The 23637-nt window shown below is 65.7% G+C and carries 23 protein-coding genes; 11 read left to right on the top strand and 12 right to left on the bottom strand.

Features of this window, described 5'->3' with window-relative positions; translation table 11 throughout:
* The first annotated feature begins 146 nt into the window (after positions 1 to 146).
* The 8 genes from AB7M16_RS33745 to AB7M16_RS33710 are packed head-to-tail and all read left to right on the top strand — an operon-like array spanning position 147 to position 9121.
* On the top strand, positions 147 to 1259 hold the full coding sequence (locus AB7M16_RS33745) for an NAD-dependent epimerase/dehydratase family protein (protein ID WP_439363599.1): 1113 nt from the start codon (positions 147 to 149) through the stop codon (positions 1257 to 1259).
* A complete protein-coding gene (locus tag AB7M16_RS33740; protein WP_453946596.1) occupies positions 1259 to 2320 on the top strand; it encodes an NAD-dependent epimerase/dehydratase family protein in 1062 nt (353 codons plus the stop codon). The genes AB7M16_RS33745 and AB7M16_RS33740 overlap by 1 nt, the downstream gene beginning before the upstream one ends.
* Entirely contained in the window at positions 2317 to 3603 is a 1287-nt protein-coding gene (locus AB7M16_RS33735) for a TIGR04295 family B12-binding domain-containing radical SAM protein (RefSeq protein ID WP_453946595.1), read from the top strand. Before AB7M16_RS33740 ends, AB7M16_RS33735 begins: the two co-directional genes overlap by 4 nt.
* Positions 3600 to 4712, top strand: a complete 1113-nt coding sequence (locus AB7M16_RS33730; RefSeq protein WP_453946594.1) for a glycosyltransferase family 4 protein — start codon at positions 3600 to 3602, stop codon at positions 4710 to 4712. The genes AB7M16_RS33735 and AB7M16_RS33730 overlap by 4 nt, the downstream gene beginning before the upstream one ends.
* Entirely contained in the window at positions 4709 to 5839 is a 1131-nt protein-coding gene (locus AB7M16_RS33725) for a CgeB family protein (protein WP_439363603.1), read from the top strand. The genes AB7M16_RS33730 and AB7M16_RS33725 overlap by 4 nt, the downstream gene beginning before the upstream one ends.
* A complete protein-coding gene (locus tag AB7M16_RS33720; protein ID WP_453946593.1) occupies positions 5836 to 6924 on the top strand; it encodes a CgeB family protein in 1089 nt (362 codons plus the stop codon). Before AB7M16_RS33725 ends, AB7M16_RS33720 begins: the two co-directional genes overlap by 4 nt.
* Entirely contained in the window at positions 6921 to 8045 is a 1125-nt protein-coding gene (locus AB7M16_RS33715; RefSeq protein WP_453946592.1) for a CgeB family protein, read from the top strand. The genes AB7M16_RS33720 and AB7M16_RS33715 overlap by 4 nt, the downstream gene beginning before the upstream one ends.
* Before the next feature lie 11 nt (positions 8046 to 8056).
* Positions 8057 to 9121 (top strand): UDP-glucuronic acid decarboxylase family protein, encoded by a 1065-nt coding sequence (locus tag AB7M16_RS33710; RefSeq protein WP_453946591.1) that lies wholly within the window; start codon positions 8057 to 8059, stop codon positions 9119 to 9121.
* Positions 9122 to 9155: 34 nt separating this feature from the next.
* Here AB7M16_RS33710 and AB7M16_RS33705 read toward each other — a convergent pair whose 3' ends face one another.
* Positions 9156 to 10235, bottom strand: a complete 1080-nt coding sequence (locus AB7M16_RS33705; protein ID WP_453946590.1) for a HoxN/HupN/NixA family nickel/cobalt transporter — start codon at positions 10233 to 10235, stop codon at positions 9156 to 9158.
* A gap of 255 nt (positions 10236 to 10490) precedes the next feature.
* Here AB7M16_RS33705 and AB7M16_RS33700 point away from each other — a divergent pair, with 255 nt between their 5' ends.
* Positions 10491 to 10694 (top strand): hypothetical protein, encoded by a 204-nt coding sequence (locus AB7M16_RS33700; protein ID WP_439363608.1) that lies wholly within the window; start codon positions 10491 to 10493, stop codon positions 10692 to 10694.
* A gap of 27 nt (positions 10695 to 10721) precedes the next feature.
* On the opposite strand, the gene AB7M16_RS33695 is transcribed toward AB7M16_RS33700, so the two are convergent.
* The 10 genes from AB7M16_RS33695 to AB7M16_RS33650 all read right to left on the bottom strand — a co-directional run bounded on the left by AB7M16_RS33695 (position 10722) and on the right by AB7M16_RS33650 (position 19880).
* Entirely contained in the window at positions 10722 to 11723 is a 1002-nt protein-coding gene (locus tag AB7M16_RS33695; RefSeq protein ID WP_212256719.1) for a formate dehydrogenase subunit gamma, read from the bottom strand.
* Positions 11724 to 11763: 40 nt separating this feature from the next.
* The gene (fdh3B, locus tag AB7M16_RS33690; RefSeq protein ID WP_027571966.1) at positions 11764 to 12360 is read right to left on the bottom strand and encodes a formate dehydrogenase FDH3 subunit beta; all 597 of its coding nucleotides are present in this window, start codon (positions 12358 to 12360) and stop codon (positions 11764 to 11766) included.
* 13 nt (positions 12361 to 12373) lie between these two features.
* Positions 12374 to 15316 carry a formate dehydrogenase subunit alpha gene (locus AB7M16_RS33685; RefSeq protein WP_453946589.1) on the bottom strand — a complete coding sequence of 981 codons (2943 nt, stop codon included), beginning with the start codon at positions 15314 to 15316 and terminating at the stop codon, positions 12374 to 12376.
* A gap of 15 nt (positions 15317 to 15331) precedes the next feature.
* Positions 15332 to 15541, bottom strand: coding sequence for a twin-arginine translocation signal domain-containing protein (locus tag AB7M16_RS33680; protein ID WP_260383078.1), 210 nt, complete (start codon positions 15539 to 15541; stop codon positions 15332 to 15334).
* Positions 15542 to 15570: 29 nt separating this feature from the next.
* Positions 15571 to 16350 carry a molecular chaperone TorD family protein gene (locus AB7M16_RS33675; RefSeq protein WP_212256723.1) on the bottom strand — a complete coding sequence of 260 codons (780 nt, stop codon included), beginning with the start codon at positions 16348 to 16350 and terminating at the stop codon, positions 15571 to 15573.
* Positions 16351 to 16479: 129 nt separating this feature from the next.
* Positions 16480 to 17091, bottom strand: coding sequence for a DUF3306 domain-containing protein (locus AB7M16_RS33670; protein ID WP_453946588.1), 612 nt, complete (start codon positions 17089 to 17091; stop codon positions 16480 to 16482).
* Entirely contained in the window at positions 17088 to 17603 is a 516-nt protein-coding gene (locus AB7M16_RS33665) for a DUF3305 domain-containing protein (protein ID WP_453946587.1), read from the bottom strand. The genes AB7M16_RS33670 and AB7M16_RS33665 overlap by 4 nt, the downstream gene beginning before the upstream one ends.
* Positions 17600 to 18607 carry a DUF6352 family protein gene (locus tag AB7M16_RS33660; protein ID WP_453946586.1) on the bottom strand — a complete coding sequence of 336 codons (1008 nt, stop codon included), beginning with the start codon at positions 18605 to 18607 and terminating at the stop codon, positions 17600 to 17602. The genes AB7M16_RS33665 and AB7M16_RS33660 overlap by 4 nt, the downstream gene beginning before the upstream one ends.
* A complete protein-coding gene (locus tag AB7M16_RS33655) occupies positions 18604 to 19143 on the bottom strand; it encodes a DUF6505 family protein (protein WP_453946585.1) in 540 nt (179 codons plus the stop codon). Before AB7M16_RS33655 ends, AB7M16_RS33660 begins: the two co-directional genes overlap by 4 nt.
* Complete coding sequence (locus AB7M16_RS33650; protein WP_453946584.1) at positions 19140 to 19880, bottom strand: biotin/lipoate--protein ligase family protein; 741 nt, start codon at positions 19878 to 19880, stop codon at positions 19140 to 19142. The genes AB7M16_RS33655 and AB7M16_RS33650 overlap by 4 nt, the downstream gene beginning before the upstream one ends.
* A gap of 164 nt (positions 19881 to 20044) precedes the next feature.
* Here AB7M16_RS33650 and AB7M16_RS33645 point away from each other — a divergent pair, with 164 nt between their 5' ends.
* Both AB7M16_RS33645 and AB7M16_RS33640 read left to right on the top strand, forming a co-directional pair.
* The gene (locus tag AB7M16_RS33645) at positions 20045 to 22015 is read left to right on the top strand and encodes a 4Fe-4S binding protein (RefSeq protein ID WP_453946583.1); all 1971 of its coding nucleotides are present in this window, start codon (positions 20045 to 20047) and stop codon (positions 22013 to 22015) included.
* 49 nt (positions 22016 to 22064) lie between these two features.
* Positions 22065 to 22364: a hypothetical protein gene (locus AB7M16_RS33640; protein ID WP_246571057.1), complete on the top strand. Its 300-nt coding sequence runs from the start codon at positions 22065 to 22067 to the stop codon at positions 22362 to 22364.
* Between the two features lie 7 nt (positions 22365 to 22371).
* On the opposite strand, the gene AB7M16_RS33635 is transcribed toward AB7M16_RS33640, so the two are convergent.
* Positions 22372 to 23583 (bottom strand): c-type cytochrome, encoded by a 1212-nt coding sequence (locus AB7M16_RS33635; RefSeq protein ID WP_453947297.1) that lies wholly within the window; start codon positions 23581 to 23583, stop codon positions 22372 to 22374.
* Between the last annotated feature and the right edge of the window lie 54 nt (positions 23584 to 23637).

Here is a 23637-nt window from a genome sequence, read left to right as displayed (position 1 = left end):
AGGTTTCGCAGGAACGAACATTCCTAGCACCGCTTCTAATTCCCAGACGTGACTGGCGCGCAGGTCGCCCGACCGAGCAAAGCGCGCTTCAACTCTCATCATCGGCCGGTCCGAACGGATCGGTCCCATGCGGCACGGAGCGGTGAATGACGCGAGTATTGATCACTGGGGGCGCGGGATTCATCGGTTCGCATACGGCGGACGTGCTGCTTGCAGCCGGCTACGAGGTCCGCCTTCTCGACAATCTCTCTCCGCAGGTGCATGGCGGCAACCGTCAGCGTCCCGCCTATCTCGCCGACGACGCCGAGCTCGTGGTCGGCGACGTCACCGATGCCGCCACGGTCGAACAGGCCTTGCGCGGCGCCGACATGGTCCTGCATCTCGCCTCCGCCGTCGGCGTCGGCCAGAGCATGTACGACATTGAGCCCTATGTCAGGACGAACGAGCTTGGCACCGCCGTGCTGCTGCAGGCGCTCGCCAGGCGACCGGTCGCACGGCTGGTGGTGGCATCCTCGATGAGCATCTACGGCGAAGGCCTGTATCGTGATGCCGTTGGAAGCGTCGTCGCCGGCGACGAACGACCGATCGAGCAGCTTCGCAAGGGCGAGTGGGAATTGCGGGATCATGCAGGCCATGCGCTCGATCCCGTGCCCACCCCTGAGACCAAGCAGCCGTCGCTGAGCTCGATCTACGCCCTGAACAAATATGCGCAGGAGCGCATGTGCCTGATCACAGGCAAGGCCTACGGCATTCCGACCGTCGGCATGCGCTTCTTCAACGTGTTCGGTCCGCGGCAAGCGCTGTCGAATCCCTATACCGGCGTGCTGGCCATCTTCGCCGCACGGCTGCTCAACGGCCGGCCGCCGCTCGTCTTCGAAGACGGCCTGCAACGGCGCGATTTCGTCCATGTGCACGACGTCGCCCGCGCCTGCCGCATGGCGCTCGAATCCGACCACGCCCAGGACGTCTTCAACGTCGGTTCGGGTCAGAGCCGCACCATTCTGTCGGTGGCCGAGGATCTGGCGCAGGTGATGGGACGGCGCGAGATCGATCCCGAGATCACGCGAAAATACCGTGCCGGCGACATCCGGCACTGCTTCGCCGATATCGGCAAATCACGCGACCTGCTCGGCTTCGAGCCGCATGTCGCGTTCAAGGACGGCCTTGAAGAGCTCGCCGGGTACCTCGCCGACCAGATCGCCGACGATCAGGCAGAACGGGCGACCCGTGAGCTGCTGCAACGAGGGTTGGTCGCGTGATGAGTGAACAAGACAACAGACCCGTCCTGGTCACCGGCGGCTGCGGCTTCATCGGCTGCAATCTCGCCGACCGTCTCGCCGAGCGGGGCGATCGCGTGCTGGTGCTGGACAATCTCGCCCGCGCCGGCGTGCGCGAGAACGCGCAATGGCTGAAATCCCGGCATGGCGACCGCGTCGCGATCACATTGGCCGATATCCGCGACCCCATTCCGGTGATCGACGCCGTGCGCGAGGCGCGGGCCGTGCTGCACCTCGCAGCCCAGGTCGCGGTGACCGACAGCGTCAGCGATCCCTCGGCCGACTTCGAGATCAATGCGCGCGGCACGCTGAACGTGCTGGAAGCCGTTCGCCTGCACAACGCTTCGGCCCCGGTGATCTTTGCCTCGACCAACAAGGTCTATGGGCGCCTGATCGACGACAGCGAGATCGCGCTCACCGACCGCCGCTACACGCCGGTCAATGATCTGCTCGCGGGGGGCATTTCGGAGAACGCGCCGCTGGATTTCTACAGCCCCTATGGCTGCTCCAAGGGGACCGCCGATCAATACGTGCACGACTATGCCCGGGTGTTCGGGCTGCAGACCGTGGTGATGCGCATGAGCTGCATCTACGGGCCGCGGCAATTCGGCACCGAGGATCAGGGCTGGATCGCGCACTTCCTGCTCAGCGCCATCAGCGGCAATCCGCTGACGATCTACGGCGACGGCAAGCAGGTCCGCGACGCGCTGCACGTGTCGGACGCGGTGAGCGCCTGGCTCGCGGCGCTCGACCACATCGCGCTGGCCCGCGGGTGCGTCTTCAATCTCGGCGGCGGTCCGGCGAATGCGGTCAGCCTGCTGGAGTTGATCGACCGCATCACCGAGCTGACGGGCCGCAAGGTCAGCTATCGCTTTACGGACTGGCGACCGGGCGATCAGCCCTGGTACGTGACCGACACGCGGGCGCTCGCCACCGCGCTCGGCTGGGCGCCGCAAATGCCGCTCGCGGACGGCCTACGCTCACTCCACACCTGGCTCGACAGCCGCTTCGGATCACAGGACAGAAGCGAGGCCCTGGCATGACGCGGGTCGCCCTCATCAATCCCAACTGGGATTTTTCGGGCAGCATCTATTTCGGCTGCCGCTCGCCTCACCTGCCACTCGAGCTCGGCATCTCCGAGCACTATCTGAAGGCGGCGGGCCACAACACGCTGCTGCTCGATGCGCACATGTTCGATCTTTCCCTCCCTGAGATCGAGGCCGAGCTGCGCGCCTTTGGTCCCGACCAGATCGTCTTCACCACCGCACCGACCTATCTGTTCTGGCGCTGCGCGCCGCCCGAGCTGCGCGTGCCCCAGCAGCTCGCGATCGCGATGCGGGACCTCGCGCCGACCCTGATCGCGGTCGGCCCGCATGGCTCGACCACGCCGAAGACCGCCCTGAAGAAGCTCGGCGTCGACATCGTGGTGATGGGCGAGTGCGAGTCGTCGCTGCTGCGGCTCGCCAATGGCGAACGGGACTTTCCCGGCCTGTGCTTCGCCGACGGTGCTTCGCTCCGGGTCAATGACGGCCCACAGGTGGTCGCGTTCAACGATCAGCCCGTGCTCGAATGGCCGGGCGAGATGATCCGGCGTCACCATCACCATCATCACCGCTTCGAGGCCGAGCCGATGGCGCCGGGCGCCGAGGTGGAGGCCTCGCGCGGCTGCCCCTACAATTGCACATTCTGCGCCAAGGAGAATTTCCGCAACGCCTATCGGAAGCGGCCGCCCGCGATCATTCTCGACGAGATCGATCGTCTGCGCCGTCACGGCATCGAGTACGTCTACTTCATCGACGAGATCTTTCTTCCCAATCGCGAGCTCCTGGAGGGCCTGACGACGCGCGGGCTGAAGTTCGGCGTGCAGACGCGGATCGATTTGTGGAAGCCCGACATGCTCGCCCTACTCGGGCGCGCCGGCTGCGTCTCGATCGAAGCCGGCATCGAGAGCCTCACCGTGGAAGGGCGCGCGGCCCTGGCCAAGAACTGCAAGATGACGACGGATCAGCTCGCGGGCCGGCTGGTCGAAGCCCGCCGCCACGTCCCCTTCGTGCAGGCCAATCTGATCGAGGTGCCCGAGGACGACGATCCCGTCGTGCAGCGCTGGCGCCGCACCATGCAGGATGCCGGCGTCTGGGCCAACGATCCGGTGCCGCTCTATCCCTATCCCGGCTCGCCCGACTACCGGAAGCTCTGGGGCGAGCCCGACGATGTCGCCTGGGAGCGCGCGCACCGGCACTATCTCGCGATGTTCGACCAGTTCAGCGACGTGCAGAACGATCGCCCGGTCCCGCTCGACACCCTCGAACTCCAGGTGGCCTCATGAGCCGTGGCGCCGACATCAGGATCATGATGACGACCGACACGGTCGGCGGCGTCTGGACCTATTCCTGCGCCCTCGCCGCCAGTCTCGCTGCGTCCGGGGCCGACGTCACGCTCGTGACGCTGGGCCCGCGGGCGCGTGTCGATCAGCGTCAGATGCTGCGTGAGACCAGTGTGCACCTGATCGAGACGGACCTCGCACTCGAATGGCAGGACCCGGAGGGGCGGAACGTCTCCGACGCAAGGCGCGTGCTTGCGAACCTCGAAGCCAGATTGGTGCCTGATGTCGTGCATCTGAACAGCTTTCGCGAGGCGACCTTTGCCTGGCACGCCCCGACCGTACTGGTGGCGCATTCCTGCGTGAACTCCTGGGCGCTCGCCTGCCACGATACGGCCTGGCTCGGCGAACCCAGATGGCGCCGCTACAGCGAGCGGGTCGCCGCGGCGCTCGACATCACGCAGGCCTGGGTCTGTCCGAGCCGGGCCTTCCACGACGACATCACCGCGATCTACCAGCCGCGATCGCGCGGCGCGGTGATCTGGAACGGAATTGCGCCACGCGCCCCTTCTGGACGAAAGCAGGGCGTGATTTTCGCGGCGGGACGGCTGTGGGATCGTGCCAAGAACATCGAAGCGCTCGCCACCGCCGCGCCCGGGCTGGATTGGCCGGTCGAGGTGGCCGGTCCTATCGACGCACGTCTGCCAGCTGACGTCACCTGGCTCGGAGAGCTGCCGCACGGTGCGCTGGAGGCGCGCTTGCAGCATGCAGCGATCTTCGTCAGCCCCGCACTCTATGAACCGTTCGGCCTTTCGGTGCTGGAAGCCGCTGCCGCGGGCTGCGCGCTGGTCCTCTCCGACATCCCGACGTTCCGGGAATTGTGGCGCGGCGCCGCCTTGTTCGTCGATCCCGCCGACAGCGTCGCGCTGCATCGGACACTGGCAGAGCTTTGCGCTGACGATAGGGGTCGAGCAAAGCTGCAGCGCGCTGCCTACGAGCAATCCCTGACCTATTCCTTGACGCGCATGACGAGCGCTTATCTCGGGCTCTACCAGGACCTGATCGCATCCAGCCGGACGAGCGCGGCGGCTAGCCAGATCGAGGTGCGCGCATGAAATGCGTCCTGTTCTACCATGCCTTCACCTCCTGCTGGAACAACGGCAACGCGCATTTCCTCCGTGGCTATGCGCGCGAGCTCCATGCGCTCGGACACGAGGTCGTCGTGTTCGAACCCATCGACGGCTGGAGCCGGCTGAACGCGATCCGCGAAGGCGGCAGTCATGCCATGGACGACATTCCCGTGCTCTTTTCCGGCATCGACATCCGCCGCTACGATACCGGCCTCGATCTCGCGCGGGCGCTTGACGGCGCCGATCTCGTCATCGTGCACGAATGGAATTCGCCCGACCTCATCGCGCAGATCGGGCGCAGGCGGGCGCAAGGCGCGTCCTTCACCCTGCTGTTTCACGACACCCATCACCGCGCGGTCAGCGCACCCGAGGAGCTTGCGCAATTCGATCTCGACGGATTCGATGGCGTGCTCGCTTTCGGCGAGGTGCTTCGGCAGATCTATCTGAAGCTCGGCTGGGCCGACCGGGTCTTCACCTGGCACGAGGCCGCCGATGTCGCGTTGTATCATCCGCTGCCGCAGGTCGAACGGACCGACGATCTGGTCTGGATCGGCAATTGGGGCGACGGCGAGCGCAGCGCCGAGCTGAATGAGTTCCTGGTCACGCCCGTGGCGGAGCTGAAGCTCCGCGCGAGCGTCCATGGCGTCCGTTACTCAGATGGCGCACTTCACACCATCAGGAGCGCAGGCATCCGCTATGGCGGCTGGCTGCCGGCGCATTGGGCTCCCGTCGCCTTCGCCGGTGCGCGCGCGACCATCCATGTGCCGCGCGGGCCTTACGTCGCCCTGCTTCCGGGCATCCCGACCATCCGCGTGTTCGAGGCGCTGGCCTGCGGCATTCCCCTGGTTTCAGCACCCTGGTCGGATGCGGAAGGCCTGTTCCCCGAGGGCGCTTATCTCAGCGTTGCCGATGGCGCGCAGATGAAGCAGGCGCTTCGTACTGTCATCGACGATCCGGAATTCTCTGCCGCGATGGTGGCGACCGGGCTGAAGGTCATCAGGGATCGTCATACCTGCCGCCACCGCGCCGAGCAGCTCATCGACATCGTCACCGACATCAGGGATTCGGGTCGTTCGGCACGGCCTCAGCACGACATCGGAGCCGTTGCATGAAGATCTGCTTCTTCGGATCCAGCCTCGTCTCGTCCTACTGGAATGGCGCCGCCACGTACTACCGCGGCATGCTGAAGGAGATCGCGGCGCTCGGCCACGAGGTCACCTTCTACGAACCCGACGCCTTCGAACGCCAGTCGCATCGCGACATCGAGGACCCGGATTGGGCCAGGGTGATCGTCTATCCCGCGACCGCGGACGGCTGGCGCCGCTCGCTCGACGACGCCGCACAATCGGCCGACATGCTGGTCAAGGCCAGCGGCGTCGGCGTCTTTGATCTCGAGCTGGAGAACGCCGTCGCCGAGCTGCCCTCGCGGCTGACGCGGATCTATTGGGACGTCGATGCTCCCGCCACGCTCGAGGCGATGGAAAGCGATCCGCAGCATCATCTGCGCCGCGCGATCCCCTGCTACGACATGGTCCTGACCTATGGCGGCGGCGAGCCCGTCGTATCCGCGTATCGATCTGTGGGCGCGCGGGACTGCGTGCCGATCTACAACGCGCTCGATCCGGCCACGCATTTTCCCTCGCCGTCCAATCCACGCTTCGCCTGCGATCTCAGCCTGCTGGCGAACCGCCTGCCCGACCGCGAGACGCGCGTCGAGCATTTCTTCCTCGACGTCGCGCGCCGCCTGCCTGAAAAGTCCTTCGTGCTCGGCGGCTCCGGCTGGGACGACAAGGACGCCTCCGCCAATCTGCGCAAGGTCGGCCATGTCGGCACCGCCGACCACAACGCGTTTTTCGGCTCCGGGCTCGCCACGCTCAACGTCAATCGCGACAGCATGGCGCGCTACGGTTTCTCCCCGCCAACGCGTGTGTTCGAAGCGATCGGCGCCGGCGCCTGCCTGATCACCGACCAATGGGCCGGCATCGATCATTTCCTCGATCCCGGCCGCGAGGTGCTGGTCGCCGCTGACGGGGCCGAGGTGGCAGAGCACCTCGCCACGCTCAATCCGGAGCGAGCCCGGTCGATCGCCCGCCGTGCCCGCGCACGCATCCTCAGCCAGCACACCTATCGGCAGCGCGCCCGTCAGTTCAACGATCTCTTCGTCGCCAACAGCTCCCGAATCGAGGCAGCAGAATGAATCTCTCCATCGTCGTCATCGGTCTTTCGGTCACTTCGTCCTGGGGCAACGGTCATGCGACGACCTACCGCGCCCTGATCGAAGCGCTGGCGCGACGAGGTCACCGAGTCACGTTCCTGGAGCGGGACGTGCACTGGTATCGGGATCACCGCGACCTGACCAAGCCCTCTGCCTGGACGGTCGAGTTGTACCAATCCTTAAAGGATGTTCCGCGCCAGTTCGGCAAGCTGATCCGCGATGCCGATCTGGTGATCATCGGCTCATACGTTCCTGACGGCATCGCGATCGCCGAATGGACCACGACCCACGCGAGGGGCGTCACGGCGTTCTACGACATCGACACGCCTGTTACCCTGGCGCGGCTGGAGCAGGGACTCGACTATCTCTCGGCGGCAATGATCCCACGCTTCGATCTCTATCTCTCCTTCACCGGCGGACCGGTGCCCGGCATGATCGAGCAGAGCTACGGCAGTCCGCTCGCGCGCGTGCTTTATTGCAGCGCGGATGCGGAGACCTACGCACCGAAGCAGGCGCAGCCGAAATGGGCGCTCGGCTATCTCGGGACCTACAGCGAGGACCGGCAGCCCGTTCTCGACGAGCTGCTGCTTGCACCGGCGCGCACGCTGCCGTCGGATCAATTCGTCGTCGCCGGCGCGCAATATCCGGAAGACATCGCCTGGCCCGCCAACGTCGCCCGGATCGAGCACCTCTCGCCGAAGCAGCATCCGGAGTTCTACGCGGCGCAGCGTTTCACGCTGAACGCCACCCGCGCCGACATGAAGGCGCTGGGCTTCTCCCCGAGCGTCCGGCTGTTCGAAGCCGCTGCCTGCGGCACGCCCGTGATCTCGGACCGCTGGCCCGGGATCGAGACGATCTTCGCGCCGTCGAAGGAAATTTTGCTGGCAACCAGCCCACGCGAGGTCGTCGAGATCCTGCGCGACATGCCGGAAGAGCAACGGCGCACGATCGCCCACAACGCGCGGCAGCGAGTCCTCGCCGATCACACCCCCGACCATCGCGCGCGGCAGCTCGAGACCTATTACGCCGAGGCAGCCGCGCGGCGCCGCCGCAAGGCGGCGCCACTCCCCGTCGTTCGCCCCATGCAGGTCGCCCAACTCTGAAAGGCCACATCATGACGCTCCAGACCCGCATCCACGCGTCCCGCCGCTCGCCGACGGTCCTGGTCGCCGGCGGCGCCGGCTTCATCGGATCGCATCTCTGCGACGTGCTCCTGCAACGCGGCAGCATGGTGATCTGCCTGGACAATTTGTTCACGGGAACCACCGACAACATCCGGCCCCTGCTCAATCATCCGAACTTCCGCTTCATCGAGCATGACGTGCGCGATCGCATCGAGATCGAGGGCGAGATCGACCGGATCTACAGCCTCGCCTGCCCGGCCTCGCCCCGCCACTATCAAGTCGATCCGGTCGCGACGATGAAGACCTGCGTGCTCGGCTCGATCAACCTGCTCGAACTAGCGCGGCAGAAGGGCTCCCGGATCCTTCAGGCCTCAACCAGCGAGGTCTACGGCGACCCGGAGGTGCATCCGCAGCCGGAATCCTATCTCGGCAACGTCAATCCGATCGGGCCGCGGGCCTGCTACGACGAGGGCAAGCGCGCTGCGGAGACGCTGATGTTCGACTACCGGCGCATGCACGGGACGGAGATCAAGGTCGCGCGCATCTTCAACACCTACGGGCCGCGCATGCTCGAGAATGACGGCCGCGTCGTCTCCAACTTCATCGTGCAGGCGCTGCGCGGAGAGCCGATCACGATCTACGGCCAGGGCACGCAAACCCGCAGCTTCTGCTTCGTCGACGACCTGGTGCGGGGGCTTCAGCTCTTGATGGAGAGTCCCGCCTCGGTCAGCGGTCCGTGCAATCTCGGCAATCCGCACGAGGTCACGATCGAGGCGATCGCCCGTGAGGTGCTGGCATGCACCGAATCGGCTTCCCCGCTGCGCTTCGAGCCCCTGCCGAAGGACGATCCCAGGCGGCGCAAGCCCGTGATCGATGCCGCCGAGAAGATCCTGGGATGGCGTCCGAAGGTGGCACTGAAGGACGGCCTTCAAGCGACCATTGCCTATTTTGCGCTCCGCATCGCCGGGGAAGCGCCCACGCTCGTGCCGGCCATCGCCGCGCGCAGGACGCGCCAACCCGCACGCGGCCGGCTGACGATGTCCGAGCAGTCGTAAGACGTCGCTCGAACGGTCGCGTAGGTCGGGCAGCCTAGGCCGCCTCGGTCGCATCAGTGCATTCCAGGACTTTCGTGCCGGCGCGGCGCCGGCCGTTCGCAAACATGCGGCGATAGAGCACGACCGAGACGAGCCATGCGGCCGCGAACAGCGCGATCACGACAAAGCCGACATTGGCAAGCGACTCATTGAGGTCCTCGACCAGCGCCCATGCGCCGCCAGAGAGGCCGAGCCGATCGCTGATCAGGCCGAGCGCCTCGATGCCACCGATGAACAGCGCGACCGCGACGGAGGCGCCGGTGATCGTGAGATTGTACCAGAGCTTGCGCAAGGGATCGACGAAGGCCCAGCGATAGGCGCTCACCATCAGCGCCGAATCGGCCGTGTCGACCAGCGCCATGCCTGCAGCGAACAGCGCGGGGAAAACCAGCACGTCGGCGAGCGAGGCGCCGCGCGCGGCTTCGCTGGCGGAGATGCTGAGCAGGCTGATCTCGGTGGCGGTGTCGAAGCCGAGGCCGAACAGGAAGCCGAGCGGGTACATGTGCCACGGCTTCGTCACCAGGCGGAACATCGGGCCGAGCAGCCGCGCCAGCACGCCGCGGCCGGCAAGCAGCGCATCGAGCTGCGCAGCGTCGTGAACGCCCTGCTCCCGCGCCGCGCGAAACGTCCGCCACAGGCCGGCGAAAATGACGAGATTGATCGCGGCAACCGCGAGCAGGAACAGCGCCGAGACCGAGGTGCCGATGAGACCGCCGACCTCCTTGAGCAGGCTGTCGCCGCCAAGGCTCACGACGCCCAGTGCCAGCAGCATGGTCGCCACCACGACCACGGTGGAATGGCCGAGCGCGAAATAGAGGCCGACGCTGCGCGGCGTCTCACCGGCATGCATCAGCTTGCGCACGACGTTGTCGATCGCGGCAATGTGGTCGGCATCGACGGCGTGGCGCAGGCCGAACACCCAGGCCAGCAAGGCGGTCGCCATCACCGTAGGCCGCTCGCCGAACAGCGTGAAAGCCCAGGCCCATGCGGCGAGATTGGCGGCGACGAGCCCGCCGAGCAGCGCCACCGTTCCGGGCTCGACCGCCCGCAAAGTCCGCATCGCTGCTCGTTCCATTCGCCCGCCTTTACGGTATGAGGTTTATCAAAATCTCTCATACTGGCAAGAGCAAGAGCCGGACCAGTTGCGCGCTGACGACCTGACGAACCGACGGAATGGGAGCCAAATGGCTGGCCTGATGGAAGAATTCGGCTTCCAGAACAGGCTCTGTCTCCACACAAGTGGAACCGATCGTTGTGAAGCGGCTCACATCGGGTTTGACGATCCGGATGTATTCATCGTGCCGGGTGGAGATGGCAGACGGAGACGCGCATGAAACTCCTCATGCTCTCGCTTATTGCAGCCATGCTTCTCGCCGGTGCGGCCAACAGCGTGTTCAGGCCGCATGCCGTGCCTCATTTCGGTCAGCACGGCATGGCGTCCATTCAAGACATGCAGACAGGAAAGGCCGACCAGCTTCCCGAGCAGGAGCTGCAGGATCGCTCCGTCTTGTTTGCGAAAGAGCCGGCGCGGTAGTCCGGCGCGTCCGCGCAAGAAGCCGCCCTATTCGGCCGCTGCGGTCGCGGGTTGCGGCTGCCCGTCGTTCGGTCCCGTTCGCGCCTTCTGCTCATCGAGCCAGAGGCTATGGTGCTCGCGCGCCCAGTTGACGTCGACTTCGCCCGAGCCCATGGCCTCGAACGCGCCTTCCATGCCGATCGTGCCGATATAGATGTGCCCGATCATCGCCGCGACGAACAGGACCGCCACGATGGAGTGAACGATCTGGGCCATTTGCATGCCCTCGATCCCCGTGCCGTAGAACGGGAACATCAGCGCGTAGCCCGACGCTGCGACCAGTGCGCCGCCGATCACGACGATCCAGTAGATCATCTTCTGGCCGCCGTTGAAGCGGTAAGCCGGCGGATGGTCATGTCCGATCAGCCCGCCGCCGCGCTTGGCCCATTCGATATCCACCTTGTTCGGGATATTGCCGCCGATCCACATCAGGAAGATCAGGACGACGCCGAGAGTGAACGGGAAGCTCAGATAATTGTGCGCGTACTTGGCCCATTGCGACCATTCCGAGAACGCTTCGAAACCGATCAGCGGCAGCAAGAGCGGCCGGCCGAACGTGATGTTGAGCCCGGAAATGGCCAGCACGATGAAGCAGGTCGCCGTCAGCCAGTGCACGAACCGCTCGAAGGCGTTGAAGCGCACGATGGTGCGGCCGGACCGTCCGGCTTCGAGACGCACCATCCCGACGGTGAGATAGAAGATCACGACGGCCGCGATCGCGCCGAGGATCGCGATGCCGCCGATCCAGCGCAGCGTCACATTGCGGAATTCCCGCCATTCCCGGCCCTGCGGCTGCTCGAGCACGCCGGAGCGCTGATCGGGAATGCTGACGCGGCCCTGGATCCGGTTGAGCTCCTGCAGGAGCTGCTGCTCCTTGACCGAGCTCGCGGTCGGGTTGACCTGCTGAGCGCTCGCGGGCGCCATGTTCACCAACAAAAGCAGCGCCCAGGCGCCCAGCGCCAGACGAACGAACCTTCCAAACGACGCCATCACGTCCTCCCCGGTCTTGCGCGCCCGTCAGCTGCCCACGTCAGGACTCGATTGTCTCGCGATATGCGGTCTTCCAGCCCCACGCACCTGAGCCGTAGCCGCGCTTCATGACGCGCTCCTTGTAAATCTGCGCGATGATCTCGCCGTCGCCGGCAAGCAAGGACTTGGTCGAGCACATCTCGGCACACAGCGGCAGCTTGCCTTCGGCCAGCCGGTTCGCACCGTATTTCTCGTATTCCTCCTTGCTGCCGTCGGCCTCCGGGCCGCCGGCGCAATAGGTGCATTTGTCCATCTTGCCACGCGAGCCGAAGTTTCCGACCTTCGGATATTGCGGCGCGCCGAACGGACAGGCGTAGAAGCAATAGCCGCAACCGATGCAGAGGTCCTTGGAGTGCAGCACCACCGCATCGGCCGTGGTGTAGAAGCAGTTCACCGGACACACCGCCGCGCAGGGCGCGTCCGTGCAGTGCATGCAGGCCATCGAGATCGAGCGCTCGCCCGGCTTGCCGTCGTTGATGGTGACGACGCGCCGCCGGTTGATGCCCCAGGGCACCTCGTGCTCGTTCTTGCAGGCGGTGACGCAGGCGTTGCACTCGATGCAGCGATCAGCGTCGCAGAGAAATTTCATCCGAGCCATGTGCGTGCTCCTCTCAGGCTGCGACGATCTGACAAAGCGTGACCTTCGGCTCCTGCATGCCCGTTGCGGGATCATAGCCGTAGCTCGTGATCGTGTTGGCGCTCTCGCCCAGCACGATCGGATCGGTGCCGGCGGGATAGTTCTTGCGCAGGTCGTTGCCGCCGAGCCAACCGCCGAAATGGAACGGCATCCAGGCGACGCCCTTGCCGACACGTTCGGTCACCAGCGCCTTCATCCGGGCACGGGAATTGTTCTCGGCGCCGCTCACCCAGACCCAGCCGCCGTCCTTGATGCCGCGATCGGCGGCATCGGCCGGGCTGATCTCGATGAACATGTCCTGCTGCAATTCGGCGAGCCACGGATTGGTGCGGGTTTCCTCGCCGCCGCCTTCGTATTCGACGAGACGCCCGGAGGACAGGATCAGCGGGAACTGCTTGGCGATCCCCTTCTCCACCGCCGCCTTCTGCACCGAGAAGCCGATGTTGGGCAGGCGGAACTGCTTGGCGTCGGCCAAGGTCGGATATTTCTCGACGAGGTCGACGCGCGGCGTGTAGATCGGCTCGCGATGCACCGGGATCGGGTCCGGCAGACCGAACGCATTCATGCGCGCCTTGCCGTTGCCGAACGGCACGCAGCCATGCTTCAGCGCGACGCGCTGGATGCCGCCGGAGAGGTCGAGCGCCCAGGACACCGCATCCGGATTGGCCGGGTTGACCCGCTGGATCGTCGCCATTTCAGCCTCGGTGAGATCCTTGTCCCAACCGAGCTTCTTCAGGCTTGCCAGCGTGAACTCGGGATAGCCGTCCTCGATCTCCGAGCCCTTGGAGAAGGACTTGTCGGCGAGCAGGCTCACCTTGCGCGTCGTGCCGTCCGGCAGCTTCTCCTCGCGTTCGATGCCGAAGCGCGGGCGGAATGCGCCGCCACCGTCCATGACGTGCAGATCGTTGTTGTAGAGCAGCGGCGAGCCGGGATGCTTCACCTCGGGCGCGCCCCAACATGGCCAAGGCAGGCCGTAATAATCGCCGCCGACTTCCGGATCGTCCTTGGGCGCGCGCATCGTCACCAGGTCGAACTTGTGCTGGTTCTTCATGTGCGCCTTGATGCGCTCCGGCGACTGGCCGCAATAACCGGTCGACCAGCTTCCACGGTTGATCTCGCGCAGCACGTCCTCGGCGACAGGAAGATTGTTCTCGACCTTGATGTTCTTGAACATCTTGTCGGCGAAGCCGAACTTCTTCGCCATCAGATAGATGATCTCGAGGTCGTCCTTGGATTCGAAGATCGGCTTGACGATCTGCTCGCCCCACTGCATCGAGCGGTTGGAGGCGACGCGCGATCCAGTGCATTCGAACTGCGTGGCCACGGGCAGGATATAGACGCCGTCCTTGCGCCCGGCCTCGACCGCCAGGGCCGCCCAGGTGGTCGGGTGCGGATCCGCGATCACCAGCAGTTCCAGCGCCTTCAGGCCCTTCAGCGATTCGGGAATGCGCGTGATGCTGTTGCTGGCGTGGCCTTGAACGAACACCGCCTTGACGTTGTCCTTCTGTGCGACGTCGGCCTTGGGCAACAGCGCGGCATCGAACCAGCGCGTGAGCGGGATGCCTGGCGTCTCCATCTGCTTCTTCTCGTCGAAGCGGGAGACGAGATAGTCGTAATCGACCTCCCAGACCCGGGACCAGTGCTTCCAGGCGCCTTCCGCGAGGCCGTAGTAGAACGGCAACGTCACGATATCGAGGCCGACGTCGGTCGCGCCCTGCACGTTGTCATGGCCGCGCAGAATGTTGGCGCCGGCCCCGGACTTGCCGACGTTGCCCGTCATCAGCAGCGCGATGCAGCTCGCCCGCACGTTGGCGGTGCCGACCGTGTGCTGGGTCTGGCCCATGCACCAGATGATGGTCGCGGGCTTGACCGTGGCGAACGTCTTGGCGACGCGCTCGAGCTGCGCGGCGGGCACGCCGGTGACGCGCTCGACCTCCTGCGGATTCCATTTCTCGACCTCCTTGCGCAGGTCGTCGAAACCGTAGACGCGCTGGGCAATGAATTCCTTGTCCTCCCAGCCGTTCTTCAGGATGTGCCACATCATGCCGTAGAGCACGGGAATGTCGGTGCCGGGACGGATCCGGACATATTCGGTGGCATGTGCCGCGGTGCGCGTCAGACGCGGATCGAAGACGATGAAATTCGCCTTGTTGATCTCCTTGGATTCGAGCAGGTGCTGCATGCTGACGGGATGCGCTTCCGCCGCGTTGCTGCCGATGAACAGCATCGTCTTGGAGTTGCGCATGTCGTTGATGCTGTTCGTCATCGCGCCATAGCCCCAGGTATTGGCGACGCCGGTGACGGTGGTGGAGTGGCAAATCCGCGCCTGGTGATCGGTGTTGTTGGTGCCCCAGAACGCGCCGAACTTGCGGAACAGGTAGGCCCCTTCGTTGGTCATCTTGGCCGAGCCCAGCCAATAGACGGAATCGCTGCCCGACTTCTCGCGAACCTGCAGCAGCTTGTCGCCGATCTCGTTTACCGCCGTGTCCCACGACACGCGCGTCCACTGCCCGTTCACCAGCTTCATCGGATAGCGCAGGCGGCGATCGCTGTGCACGAGCTCGCGCACTGACGCGCCCTTGGCGCAATGCGAGCCGCGGTTGATCGGCGAATCCCAGCTCGGCTCCTGCCCAATCCAGACGCCGTTGAGCACTTCCGCCGTCACCGTGCAGCCCACGGCGCAATGGGTACAGATGCTCTTCTTGACGGTGGCGCCGGCCGCGAGCGGGCCGGCTGCGGCCGCCTCCGCCTTGCGCACGTTGCCGACCGGCATGGCCCCGAGCGCGGCGAGCGCGCCGCCGGCAAGGCCCGACTTGCGCAGGAATGTGCGGCGATCAAGTCCCCCGCCTTGGCCCGCAAGGGATTCGGCCACGGAACCTCGGCGATCGGAACGCTGGTGTGTTCGCTTGATAAGCACGGGCAGCCTCCCCTCTCAAGCCGGATAACGGTTGACGCGGTAGAACGTCTTGACGTGATCGGATTCCTTGTAGCGCGCCTTGCGCTTGTCATCGTTGGTTTCGCTGTCGGCCTGGGCAGGCCCGACCAAGGGCGTCGCAAGCGTCGCGCCGACACCGGCCGTGCCCAAGCCGACCTTGCGAAGGAAATCGCGGCGTCCGACCTTTGCTTTCGTCTCGTCACTCATCGCATCTCTCCCGGACCGAAGCGCCTCGGTCAGCTGGCGAATGTGAATGCTTCCGTCTCGATTTCGATGAAGGTGCGGCCGAGCGCACCGACTGCGCGATAGAAACGGGCATCTCCCGCGTTCTCCATGTCGGCGAACAGCCGCCCCATCCAGGGCGAAACATGCTTTTCGAAGAAGGCACGCTGCGCCTCGGGCGCGGCATCGAAGCGGCCATCGGCAAGACCCGACATGATCTCGCACAGGATGGCGGCGTGATCTTCGGGTTCGGAATTGTTGGCGATACGCTCGATGCCGAGCGTCATCAGATCGCCGCGCAAGCGCGACAAGGGCCGTTCGTTGAGAAAGCCCGTGAGATAATAGGAGGCATAGGGCAGCAATTCGCCACGGCCGAGCCCGACGAACAGGTCGAAATATTCCCGCTCGACTTTGGCCGGGACGGCGCTCGAGGCGACGTCGGCGAGCGCCGCATGCGCGCGCCCGAGCGGCGTCGCGTCACCGCTCAACGCGGCGAGTTGATCGAGCAGACGCTTCGACGGAGGCGCAGACAGCAGCACCGCCAGCAGCGCGTATTCGCGCGCGCGCGCCGCGTCGATGGGATCGACGAGCTCGGCGGAGCCGGCTTGCTCGCCGTAAAGATCGGGCCGCAGATCGTTTCGGGAAACGCCGGTCGCCATCTCGACCGCAACCACCCGTTGTGCGGGCACACGGGTCCAATTCGACACGGACGGCTGACTGATGCCTATTTTGCGTGCAAGCTGAGCGATGCCGCCCGCAGCATCGATCGCGCGATCAAGTCCGTCATCACGCACGTGGACCTCCCATCCAAGTCCCGTCTGCTTGATTATCGCTTTTGTTACAAAGCAGTAGGCAGCGTAATCTCGGTTCCAGCAACGGTCAATCGCCTGCCATAGCCTGTACCTATAGCCTTTGGTCGTGGTTCAGCGCGGCAGTGCACCGCCATGCGTGCGGGACCTGACGGGTTCCGCAGAAATCGCAGATGTTTCACCCACTGGCGGTTGCACTGCAGCAGCGATTGCCTGCTGCTCCGTCTCATCCGGCGGCTCAACGACATTGGCAGCAAGTCCCGCATCGGCTTGATGCGATTCCGCCGGAGAATTTCCCGTTTCGATCGATGCCTCGGCGAGAGACTGGGCCGCCTCCCGGACGCCGCCGACAATGCGATCGACCAGTGCTGCCAGCTCCTCCGAGGAGCAATCCAGCGGGCCAAAGCCCGGCATCGCCGTTGGGTCGTTGAAGTCCCATGCATTCTCCGCAAGCCCGACGAAGTCGCGAATCGCGGGATCGGTCACCCAAGCGCGGCGAAGAGCCGCACGGCTCAAGTCGCGAGGAATCCCCTTGGCGAGGAAGGCCGTGATGTCGGTGGCAGCATTGATTTCGTCGATCGACGGCAGACTCGACAGATCGAGTTCCGTCTCGTCCCCTTTGGTTTCCGATGGCGACGCGGGCTGCGCCGCGGCAGGCTTCGCCGGCTCCGCCCGCGATTGCTGTTTGCGGCGGGACCAACGCGCAAGGAAGTCCTCCTCACTCATTCCTGTCCGCCTTCATGTTCGCGCCGCGCCAGCGCCTCCGGGTCGGCGCGGCGCCGCTTGCGCTTGACGAATTCCCGCTCGACATGGTGCTCGGCCACGAAGCTTTCAATCGCTTCGCGCAGCACCTCCGGCATCGGCACGGCCTCGACGAGATTGTCGGCGGCTTCGGTATAGCCTTCGCCCTCGGCGGGATCGGCGGTCACTGCGGTGACAGCATAGGGCCAGGCGCCCTCCGAGGGTGACAGCACGATCCAGATGCTCGGACGGCCGGAGGCGAGATTGTCGCGATAGCGCGCCGTTTCCGACGGATAGAGATCGATCGTCGCGCTTCCGGCATAGAACAGGGTCGTGCCGTCCTGCTCGCGAAGCACGGTCCAGGGTTGCGTCGACGGCTCGTCCGGCAGGACGGCAATTCCGCGCCAGATGAAGTCGACCCAAGGCGAGTCGGCCTTGCGCCGCTCGACCACGATGCCGACGGCAATCGAGAGGGACGGCAATGCCGCAGGGCTCATGTCGCCATCTCCCGGCGCTTCACCGGCAACCCGGTCAGCAGATTCTGTGGCTTCATCCGGAGCTTCTGATCCGCCGTCATCGACAGGATCAGGTAGACCGGTTCATCCCCGACCTCGTCGAGGGCACGGCTGGAATCCGCAAACGTCAGCCGGAACAGCGCGAGCACACGATCGGCCTCGCGCTCGCCGAGCTCTTCGCCGTGCCACAGACGGTCGCCGCGCCTCGTGGCATCGACATCGAGCCCGACATACCACGCCAGCTTTGCCTCGTGCAGCGCCCGTAGCGGCTCGATCACGACATCGATGCCGAGCAGATGGGAGACCCAGCGCGTCATCGCCTGCGCCAGCGCTACAGGTCCGCGGCCGTCCGCGGTCAGGTCGAGAGCCATGTCGAACTGATCGCTACGGTGCCAGTATTCCTCCGAATTCTCCTCGCCCAACACCTCCACCACCGCATCGGTGGTGGCGCCCAGCATCGACATCAGCGAGAGCACCGGGGTCGGGCTCCGGCCGCCGACGACCTCCTCGTCGCCCAGCAACAAAGCGTGCTCATGCGGCAGGACGCGCTGGGTCCGGAAGAACAATTCGGCCGCGCGCAGCACGAACGGGTCGTCGCAGCCATCGAGCGCGTTGCGCAGGATGACGTGGACGAGCTGGTTGACGAACAGCGGCGGCAGATCGTTCGCCCCTGAGCGCACCCAGGCAAGATAGGCGGCTTCGAGCGTCGGATGCCGCAGCAGAAGATCGCGGAACGCCAGCACGAACTGCCAATTCTCCCGGGCATCCGCATCGAGGATCGCGGCGATCTCGGCGGCGCTGACCGCCTGGCGCGGGTCGGCGAGCAATTCGCGATGCAGCCGGCGTTCGACCGGGCACGCCTCGTCCGGCGGCATCAGCTCGGGACGGGCAAAATAGGCTTTGAGAAATTCGTCCGTGACACGCAGCCCGCCGCCCTCGTCTCGATCGAGCAGGTGATGACCACAGGCGATCCAGAAATCATTCATCTGTCGGTCGGCTCCCGGCCCAGATCCGCAAGCTTGAGATCGCCGTCCGGCTGGACGTCGTCCTCCATCTCCATGAACGAGAACGCCTTGCTATGCCCCTGCCCCTCCCGGAGCTGCAGCCGGCGGAACGACTCGCGGACCTCACCGTCGCTTGACCTGCGGTGCACTGCAATAAGCGAGCTGATGGGATGGCTGCAGAGCGACTGCGCGAAAGCGACCTCCTCTTCCGCGGCCGTTTTCGCCGCCGCCATGTCCGGCGCGCCGAAACGATCGACGAGTTGCCTCGCCAGGAGATCGACGAGGCCGTGGTAATCGTCTGCCGTCGCCGGAACGATCTGCGCCAACGTCGACCAGCCCCAGGATTGCACCCCGAGGAAACCGCCGCGAAACGCCGCGCGTGCCTTGCCCTCGAGCGTCGCGCCATCGCAATCCCAGAAGCGGAAAGCGCCGGAGACGGCCCATTCGCCCGGCTCTGCCGCCACGTCGAACACGAAGGTGTCGGAGGGATCGAGCGCGATGGTACGCAGGAGCTTCACAGGCGCGGTCCTCCGAGGGCCGGATCGAGCCAGGACGGGCCCGCGAGCGCCCGGACGAGGTCGCTCCGTTCGATCCTCTCCGTCCCGATGCGGCGCGTCAGGAGGTCGCCGCGATCATCGATGCGCTGCATAGTCTGCCTTTCACGCGGCATCCGCGTGAGATAGTCGCGCGCGACACTGTCAAAGCCGTCGACCCGCCAGCCGTCCAGCGCCAGCATCAGGTGCCGGGCGAAGCTCTCCGTGATCTGCGCTGCGCCCGCCTCGCCAAAGCCTTCCTGGTCGAGCGCCGAGGCCAGCGGGTGGACGCCTGGATCATCATCGTTCATGGCAACCGTTCGTATCATGGCGCCGAACACCAGCCAGGGCGGCGGCGCGTCCTCGTCAGCTCCGGAAAGCCAACCCAATCGTCCGCCGCCGACCAGCCCCCCGTCGATCCTGACCGCATCCGGCCAGCCGATCGTGATCGGCTTGCTCGGCGGCGCGTAGGCGCGAAGCGCATCCGTGAGCGCGACCATGCCGGCGTAGAACGCGCGCCGCGCGCTGCGCAACGGCTCGGCCGGCTCGAGCACCACGGCGAACTCGGCGAGGTCAAAGCGGCCGACATAGACGAGCGTTCCGGCGCCGCTCTCCGGTGCGATGCGGCATGCATGGGCAAAAGCGTCGCCGCTCTCGCGCAACCGCACCAATGTGAAAGGCGGCGGCAGGTGGATCGGTTCCGCCGCGGAAACATGGCTCACTGGGATCGACGGCAGGCCGTCCTCCGCTTTCCTTTTCTTCCCGATGGATAATGTCTATACGAGGCGAAGGGCCGGCGCGAGTCCGTCGTCGGCGTCCGAATGGCGGAGGGTTTAACCTGGAGCAGCCGTCGAAGACCGTCCTGATCTGTTCGTGCGAAGACACGATGCCCCTCGACGTGGCTGCGATCCGGCGCGGATGCCCGAATTGTGAGGTCAAGAGCTTTCGCCACCTCTGCGGAGCGGAGCTCGAATCATTCCGCAAGATGGCCGCGACAGAAGGCGTGTTGACGGTCGCCTGCACGCAGCAGGCAGCGCAGTTTTCGGAGGAGGCCGGCGAGCGGCCTGACGCGATCAGCTTCGTCAATATCCGCGAAACCGCCGGCTGGTCGCGCGGCGGCGCGCGCGCCGGGCCAAAAATGGCTGCCCTGCTCGCATCCGCCGCCATCCCCGCCCCGGACTATCCGCTTGTCACCTTGTCGAGCGAGGGCGTCATCCTGATCTACGGGCGCGATGAGGCCGCGATCGAGGCCGGCCGCCTGCTTGCCGATCACCTCGACGTCACGGTGATGCTGAAGCAGCTCGATGACACAGTTCCGCCGGCGGCAACGGTGTTCCCGATCGTGAAGGGCACGATCCGCTCCGCGAAGGGACATTTCGGCGCGTTCGAGCTTGCAATCGACGACTATGCGCGTCCCCGCCCCTCCTCGCGCGATCGCTTCGTATTCGAACCGCCGCGAAGCGGCGTCACCTCGCGCTGCGATATCGTGCTCGATCTTTCCGGCGGTCCGCCACTGTTTCCCGCCCACGACCTGCGTGACGGCTATCTCCGCGCCGACGCGAAAGATCCCGCCGCGGTGCTGCGCGCCGTGCTGACCGCGCGCGATCTCGTCGGCAGCTTCGACAAGCCCAGATATGTCGAGGTTGCGCCTGCGCTTTGCGCCCATTCGCGCTCGAAGCGCACCGGCTGCCATCGCTGTCTCGATCTTTGCCCGACCGGGGCGATCACGCCGGTCGGCGATCATGTCGCCATCGATCCGAACATCTGCGCGGGCTGCGGCCAATGCGCGGCGGCCTGCCCGACCAGCGCGGTCTCCTACGCGCTGCCGCCCGCCGATACGCAGCTCCAGAGACTTCGCGCCATGCTGCTCGCCTATCGCGAGGCCGGTGGCGCGGATGCGGTGCTGCTCTTTCATGACAGCCCGCACGGCACGCCGCTGATCGACGCACTCGCGCGGCATGGCGACGGCCTGCCGGCAAACGTGCTTCCCTTTGCCGTCAACGAGCTCACGCAGGTCGGGCTGGAGGCGATCGTCGGCGCCTTCGCCTATGGCGTCTCGGCCGTGCGCTTCCTGCTCCGTGGCAAGCCGCGCCACGACGTGACCGGATTGACGCAGACGATCGCGATGGCGGATGCGATCCTCGGCGGCCTTGGATTTGCGGGCGTTCGCATCGCGACCGTCGAAACCGACGATCCCGACGCGCTCGGCCAGCATTTGACGGATATTGGCGCGCTCACTGCGGTCGCGACGCCGGCAACCTTCAAGACCGTCGGCAAGCGGCGCGATCTCTTGCGGTTCGCCCTCAGCGAGCTGCACCGGCTGGCGCCGCAGCCGGTCGACGTCATCGCGCTGCCGCAAGGTGCGCCGGTTGGCGCAATTGCCGTCGACACCGATGGCTGCACGCTGTGCCTTTCCTGCGTCTCGGCCTGCCCGACCGGCGCACTGCGCGACGATCCCGAGCGGCCGGTGCTGAAATTCATCGAGGACGCCTGCGTGCAGTGCGGCCTGTGCCAGAGCACCTGTCCGGAAAAGGTCATCAGCCTCAAGCCGCAGATCGATTTCCGCGCGGCGCGCGCGCCCGCCGCTGTGATCAAGGAAGAGGAGCCCGCGCTCTGTGTCCGCTGCGGCACGCCCTTCGGCGTCAAGAGCACGATCGACCGCATCGCGGCCAAGCTCGAAGGCCGGCACTGGATGTACCCGGCCGGCGACAAGCGGATCGAGGCGCTCAGGATGTGCGCAGACTGCCGCGTCGTGGTCATGAGCGAACAACAATTCGATCCGTTCAAGGGCGTTCCGGAACGAACGCCGCCGCGAACGACGGATGATTATCTCCGCGAACGCAACGGCAAGGACTAAACAAGACGAACAGACATCTTCGCAGGGTCGGAAACCAGGAAGCATCACCATGTCTCGTTTGATCACAGCTCTGTCGACGTCCATGATCTTCATCGCCATCGCCGGCGGAGCGGCCGAAGCTGCCGCGCCTCCGCTGACCAAGGCGCAGAAAGTGGCCGTGAAGCAGGCAATCGTCGCATGCAAGGCCGAAGCCAAGGGCAAGAAGATCGCGTGGCTGTCGCGCCGCAAATACGTCAACCATTGCGTGGCGGAAGCGCTCAGGGAGCACCCCACGATCGACGTCATTCAGATCCTCAAGGCGCATCCGGAAATGAGGGATTTCCCGATGGACAATTGGGACTCGATCTGAGCGGATGTTAGCGCGAGGTCGCGCGGCCCAGAAACTCGGTCAGCGCGCGCCGGTCCTCGGCCGAGCCGATGCGCTGCTCCGGCATCTTCGTGCCGGGGGTGTAGGCATTCGGCCCGATTTCGAACAATTTCGCGACGGTTTCCGGCGTCCAGACGATGTCCATCGTCTTCAGCGCATCGGAGAAGCGATATCCCGGCAGCGAAGCAATCTTGCGGCCGTAGAGTCCCGCAAGCGTGGGACCCGCACGCTGGACCTCCTTGTCCGAGAGCGTGTGGCAGGCAACACACGCCCGAAACACATCGGCGCCATGATCTCCGGCGTAGGCGGCGAGCGGATCGGCCGGTGTGCCGACCAGACTTGACCCGATGGGATCGCCGGTGCGCGCATTCCAGCGCCTGATCCTGCCGTCCGCACCACCCGTCATCAGTGTCTCGCGATCGGGAAGGAAGGCGACCGCCCACACCGGCAGACCGGGCCCAACCAGCGTGCGCAGCAGCTTGCGCGACTTGCGATCGATGATCGCCACTGTGCCGCCGATGCCGGCCGCAGCGATCAGCGCGCCGTCCGTCGACATGGCCAAGGCCACCACCGGCGTCGGACCGGCCGAGACCTCGCCGCTGACCTTGCCGTCCGCAGTCAGCATGCGCAGCTTGCCATCGACGGCGCCTGTGACGATTTCGCCATCCGGCGCGACAGCCAACGCGTTCAGCGGCGCCGGCAACGTCACGATGTCAGGCTGGCCCTCCGGCAAACGCCAGATGCGCAGTGCAAGATCGTAGCCGACGCTGACGGGCCTGCCGTCGGGCAGGAAAGCGACGCCGTTGACGTTCTGCGTATGCCCTTCGAGCACGCGGGATGTGCCGTCCGACAGCGACCAGAGCCGCACTGTCCGGTCCCATGACGCCGATGCGAGAAGCGTCCCATCGGGCGACACCGCGAGCGCCGCGAGGGGTGCGACATGTCCCCCCAGCACCCGGTCCGGCTCCGGCCGGCCCGCCGTCCATACCGCAATGCGCGCATCGGCACCGGCCGTGATCATGCGGCCGTCTTTGAGAAACGCGACGGCATTGACGCCGTCGGCATGATACCGCAGCACTTGCTCGGCAGTATCCGTCTTGAGCGACCAGCGGATCACGGCCGTGTCGAAGCTGCCGGACAGAAGGCTGTCGCCATCGGGCGAAATGGCGAGAGACCGTATCGGGCCACCGTGCCCGACCATGTCGGCCTGCACCGACGATGCGGCAAAGAGGGCCCACAGCACTGCGGCCACCTT

The organism is Bradyrhizobium sp. USDA 372 (assembly GCF_053629095.1).
The sequence above is the reverse complement of the archived record's forward strand: the minus strand, read 5'-3'. Positions and strand labels throughout refer to the sequence as shown.

Excerpts from the sequence above, each read along its gene's own strand:
- AB7M16_RS33710 (WP_453946591.1), top strand. The coding sequence starts at position 8,057 with ATGACGCTCCAGACCCGCATCCACGCGTCCCGCCGCTCGCCGACGGTC.
- AB7M16_RS33720 (WP_453946593.1), top strand. The coding sequence starts at position 5,836 with ATGAAGATCTGCTTCTTCGGATCCAGCCTCGTCTCGTCCTACTGGAAT.
- AB7M16_RS33725 (WP_439363603.1), top strand. The coding sequence starts at position 4,709 with ATGAAATGCGTCCTGTTCTACCATGCCTTCACCTCCTGCTGGAACAAC.
- AB7M16_RS33645 (WP_453946583.1), top strand. The coding sequence starts at position 20,045 with ATGCCCCTCGACGTGGCTGCGATCCGGCGCGGATGCCCGAATTGTGAG.
- AB7M16_RS33635 (WP_453947297.1), bottom strand. The coding sequence starts at position 23,583 with ATGGTCGGGCACGGTGGCCCGATACGGTCTCTCGCCATTTCGCCCGAT.
- AB7M16_RS33640 (WP_246571057.1), top strand. The coding sequence starts at position 22,065 with ATGTCTCGTTTGATCACAGCTCTGTCGACGTCCATGATCTTCATCGCC.
- AB7M16_RS33705 (WP_453946590.1), bottom strand. The coding sequence starts at position 10,235 with ATGGAACGAGCAGCGATGCGGACTTTGCGGGCGGTCGAGCCCGGAACG.
- AB7M16_RS33745 (WP_439363599.1), top strand. The coding sequence starts at position 147 with ATGACGCGAGTATTGATCACTGGGGGCGCGGGATTCATCGGTTCGCAT.
- AB7M16_RS33715 (WP_453946592.1), top strand. The coding sequence starts at position 6,921 with ATGAATCTCTCCATCGTCGTCATCGGTCTTTCGGTCACTTCGTCCTGG.
- AB7M16_RS33730 (WP_453946594.1), top strand. The coding sequence starts at position 3,600 with ATGAGCCGTGGCGCCGACATCAGGATCATGATGACGACCGACACGGTC.
- fdh3B (WP_027571966.1), bottom strand. The coding sequence starts at position 12,360 with ATGGCTCGGATGAAATTTCTCTGCGACGCTGATCGCTGCATCGAGTGC.
- AB7M16_RS33695 (WP_212256719.1), bottom strand. The coding sequence starts at position 11,723 with ATGGCGTCGTTTGGAAGGTTCGTTCGTCTGGCGCTGGGCGCCTGGGCG.
- AB7M16_RS33660 (WP_453946586.1), bottom strand. The coding sequence starts at position 18,607 with ATGAATGATTTCTGGATCGCCTGTGGTCATCACCTGCTCGATCGAGAC.
- AB7M16_RS33735 (WP_453946595.1), top strand. The coding sequence starts at position 2,317 with ATGACGCGGGTCGCCCTCATCAATCCCAACTGGGATTTTTCGGGCAGC.
- AB7M16_RS33700 (WP_439363608.1), top strand. The coding sequence starts at position 10,491 with ATGAAACTCCTCATGCTCTCGCTTATTGCAGCCATGCTTCTCGCCGGT.
- AB7M16_RS33680 (WP_260383078.1), bottom strand. The coding sequence starts at position 15,541 with ATGAGTGACGAGACGAAAGCAAAGGTCGGACGCCGCGATTTCCTTCGC.
- AB7M16_RS33665 (WP_453946587.1), bottom strand. The coding sequence starts at position 17,603 with ATGAGCCCTGCGGCATTGCCGTCCCTCTCGATTGCCGTCGGCATCGTG.
- AB7M16_RS33740 (WP_453946596.1), top strand. The coding sequence starts at position 1,259 with ATGAGTGAACAAGACAACAGACCCGTCCTGGTCACCGGCGGCTGCGGC.
- AB7M16_RS33670 (WP_453946588.1), bottom strand. The coding sequence starts at position 17,091 with ATGAGTGAGGAGGACTTCCTTGCGCGTTGGTCCCGCCGCAAACAGCAA.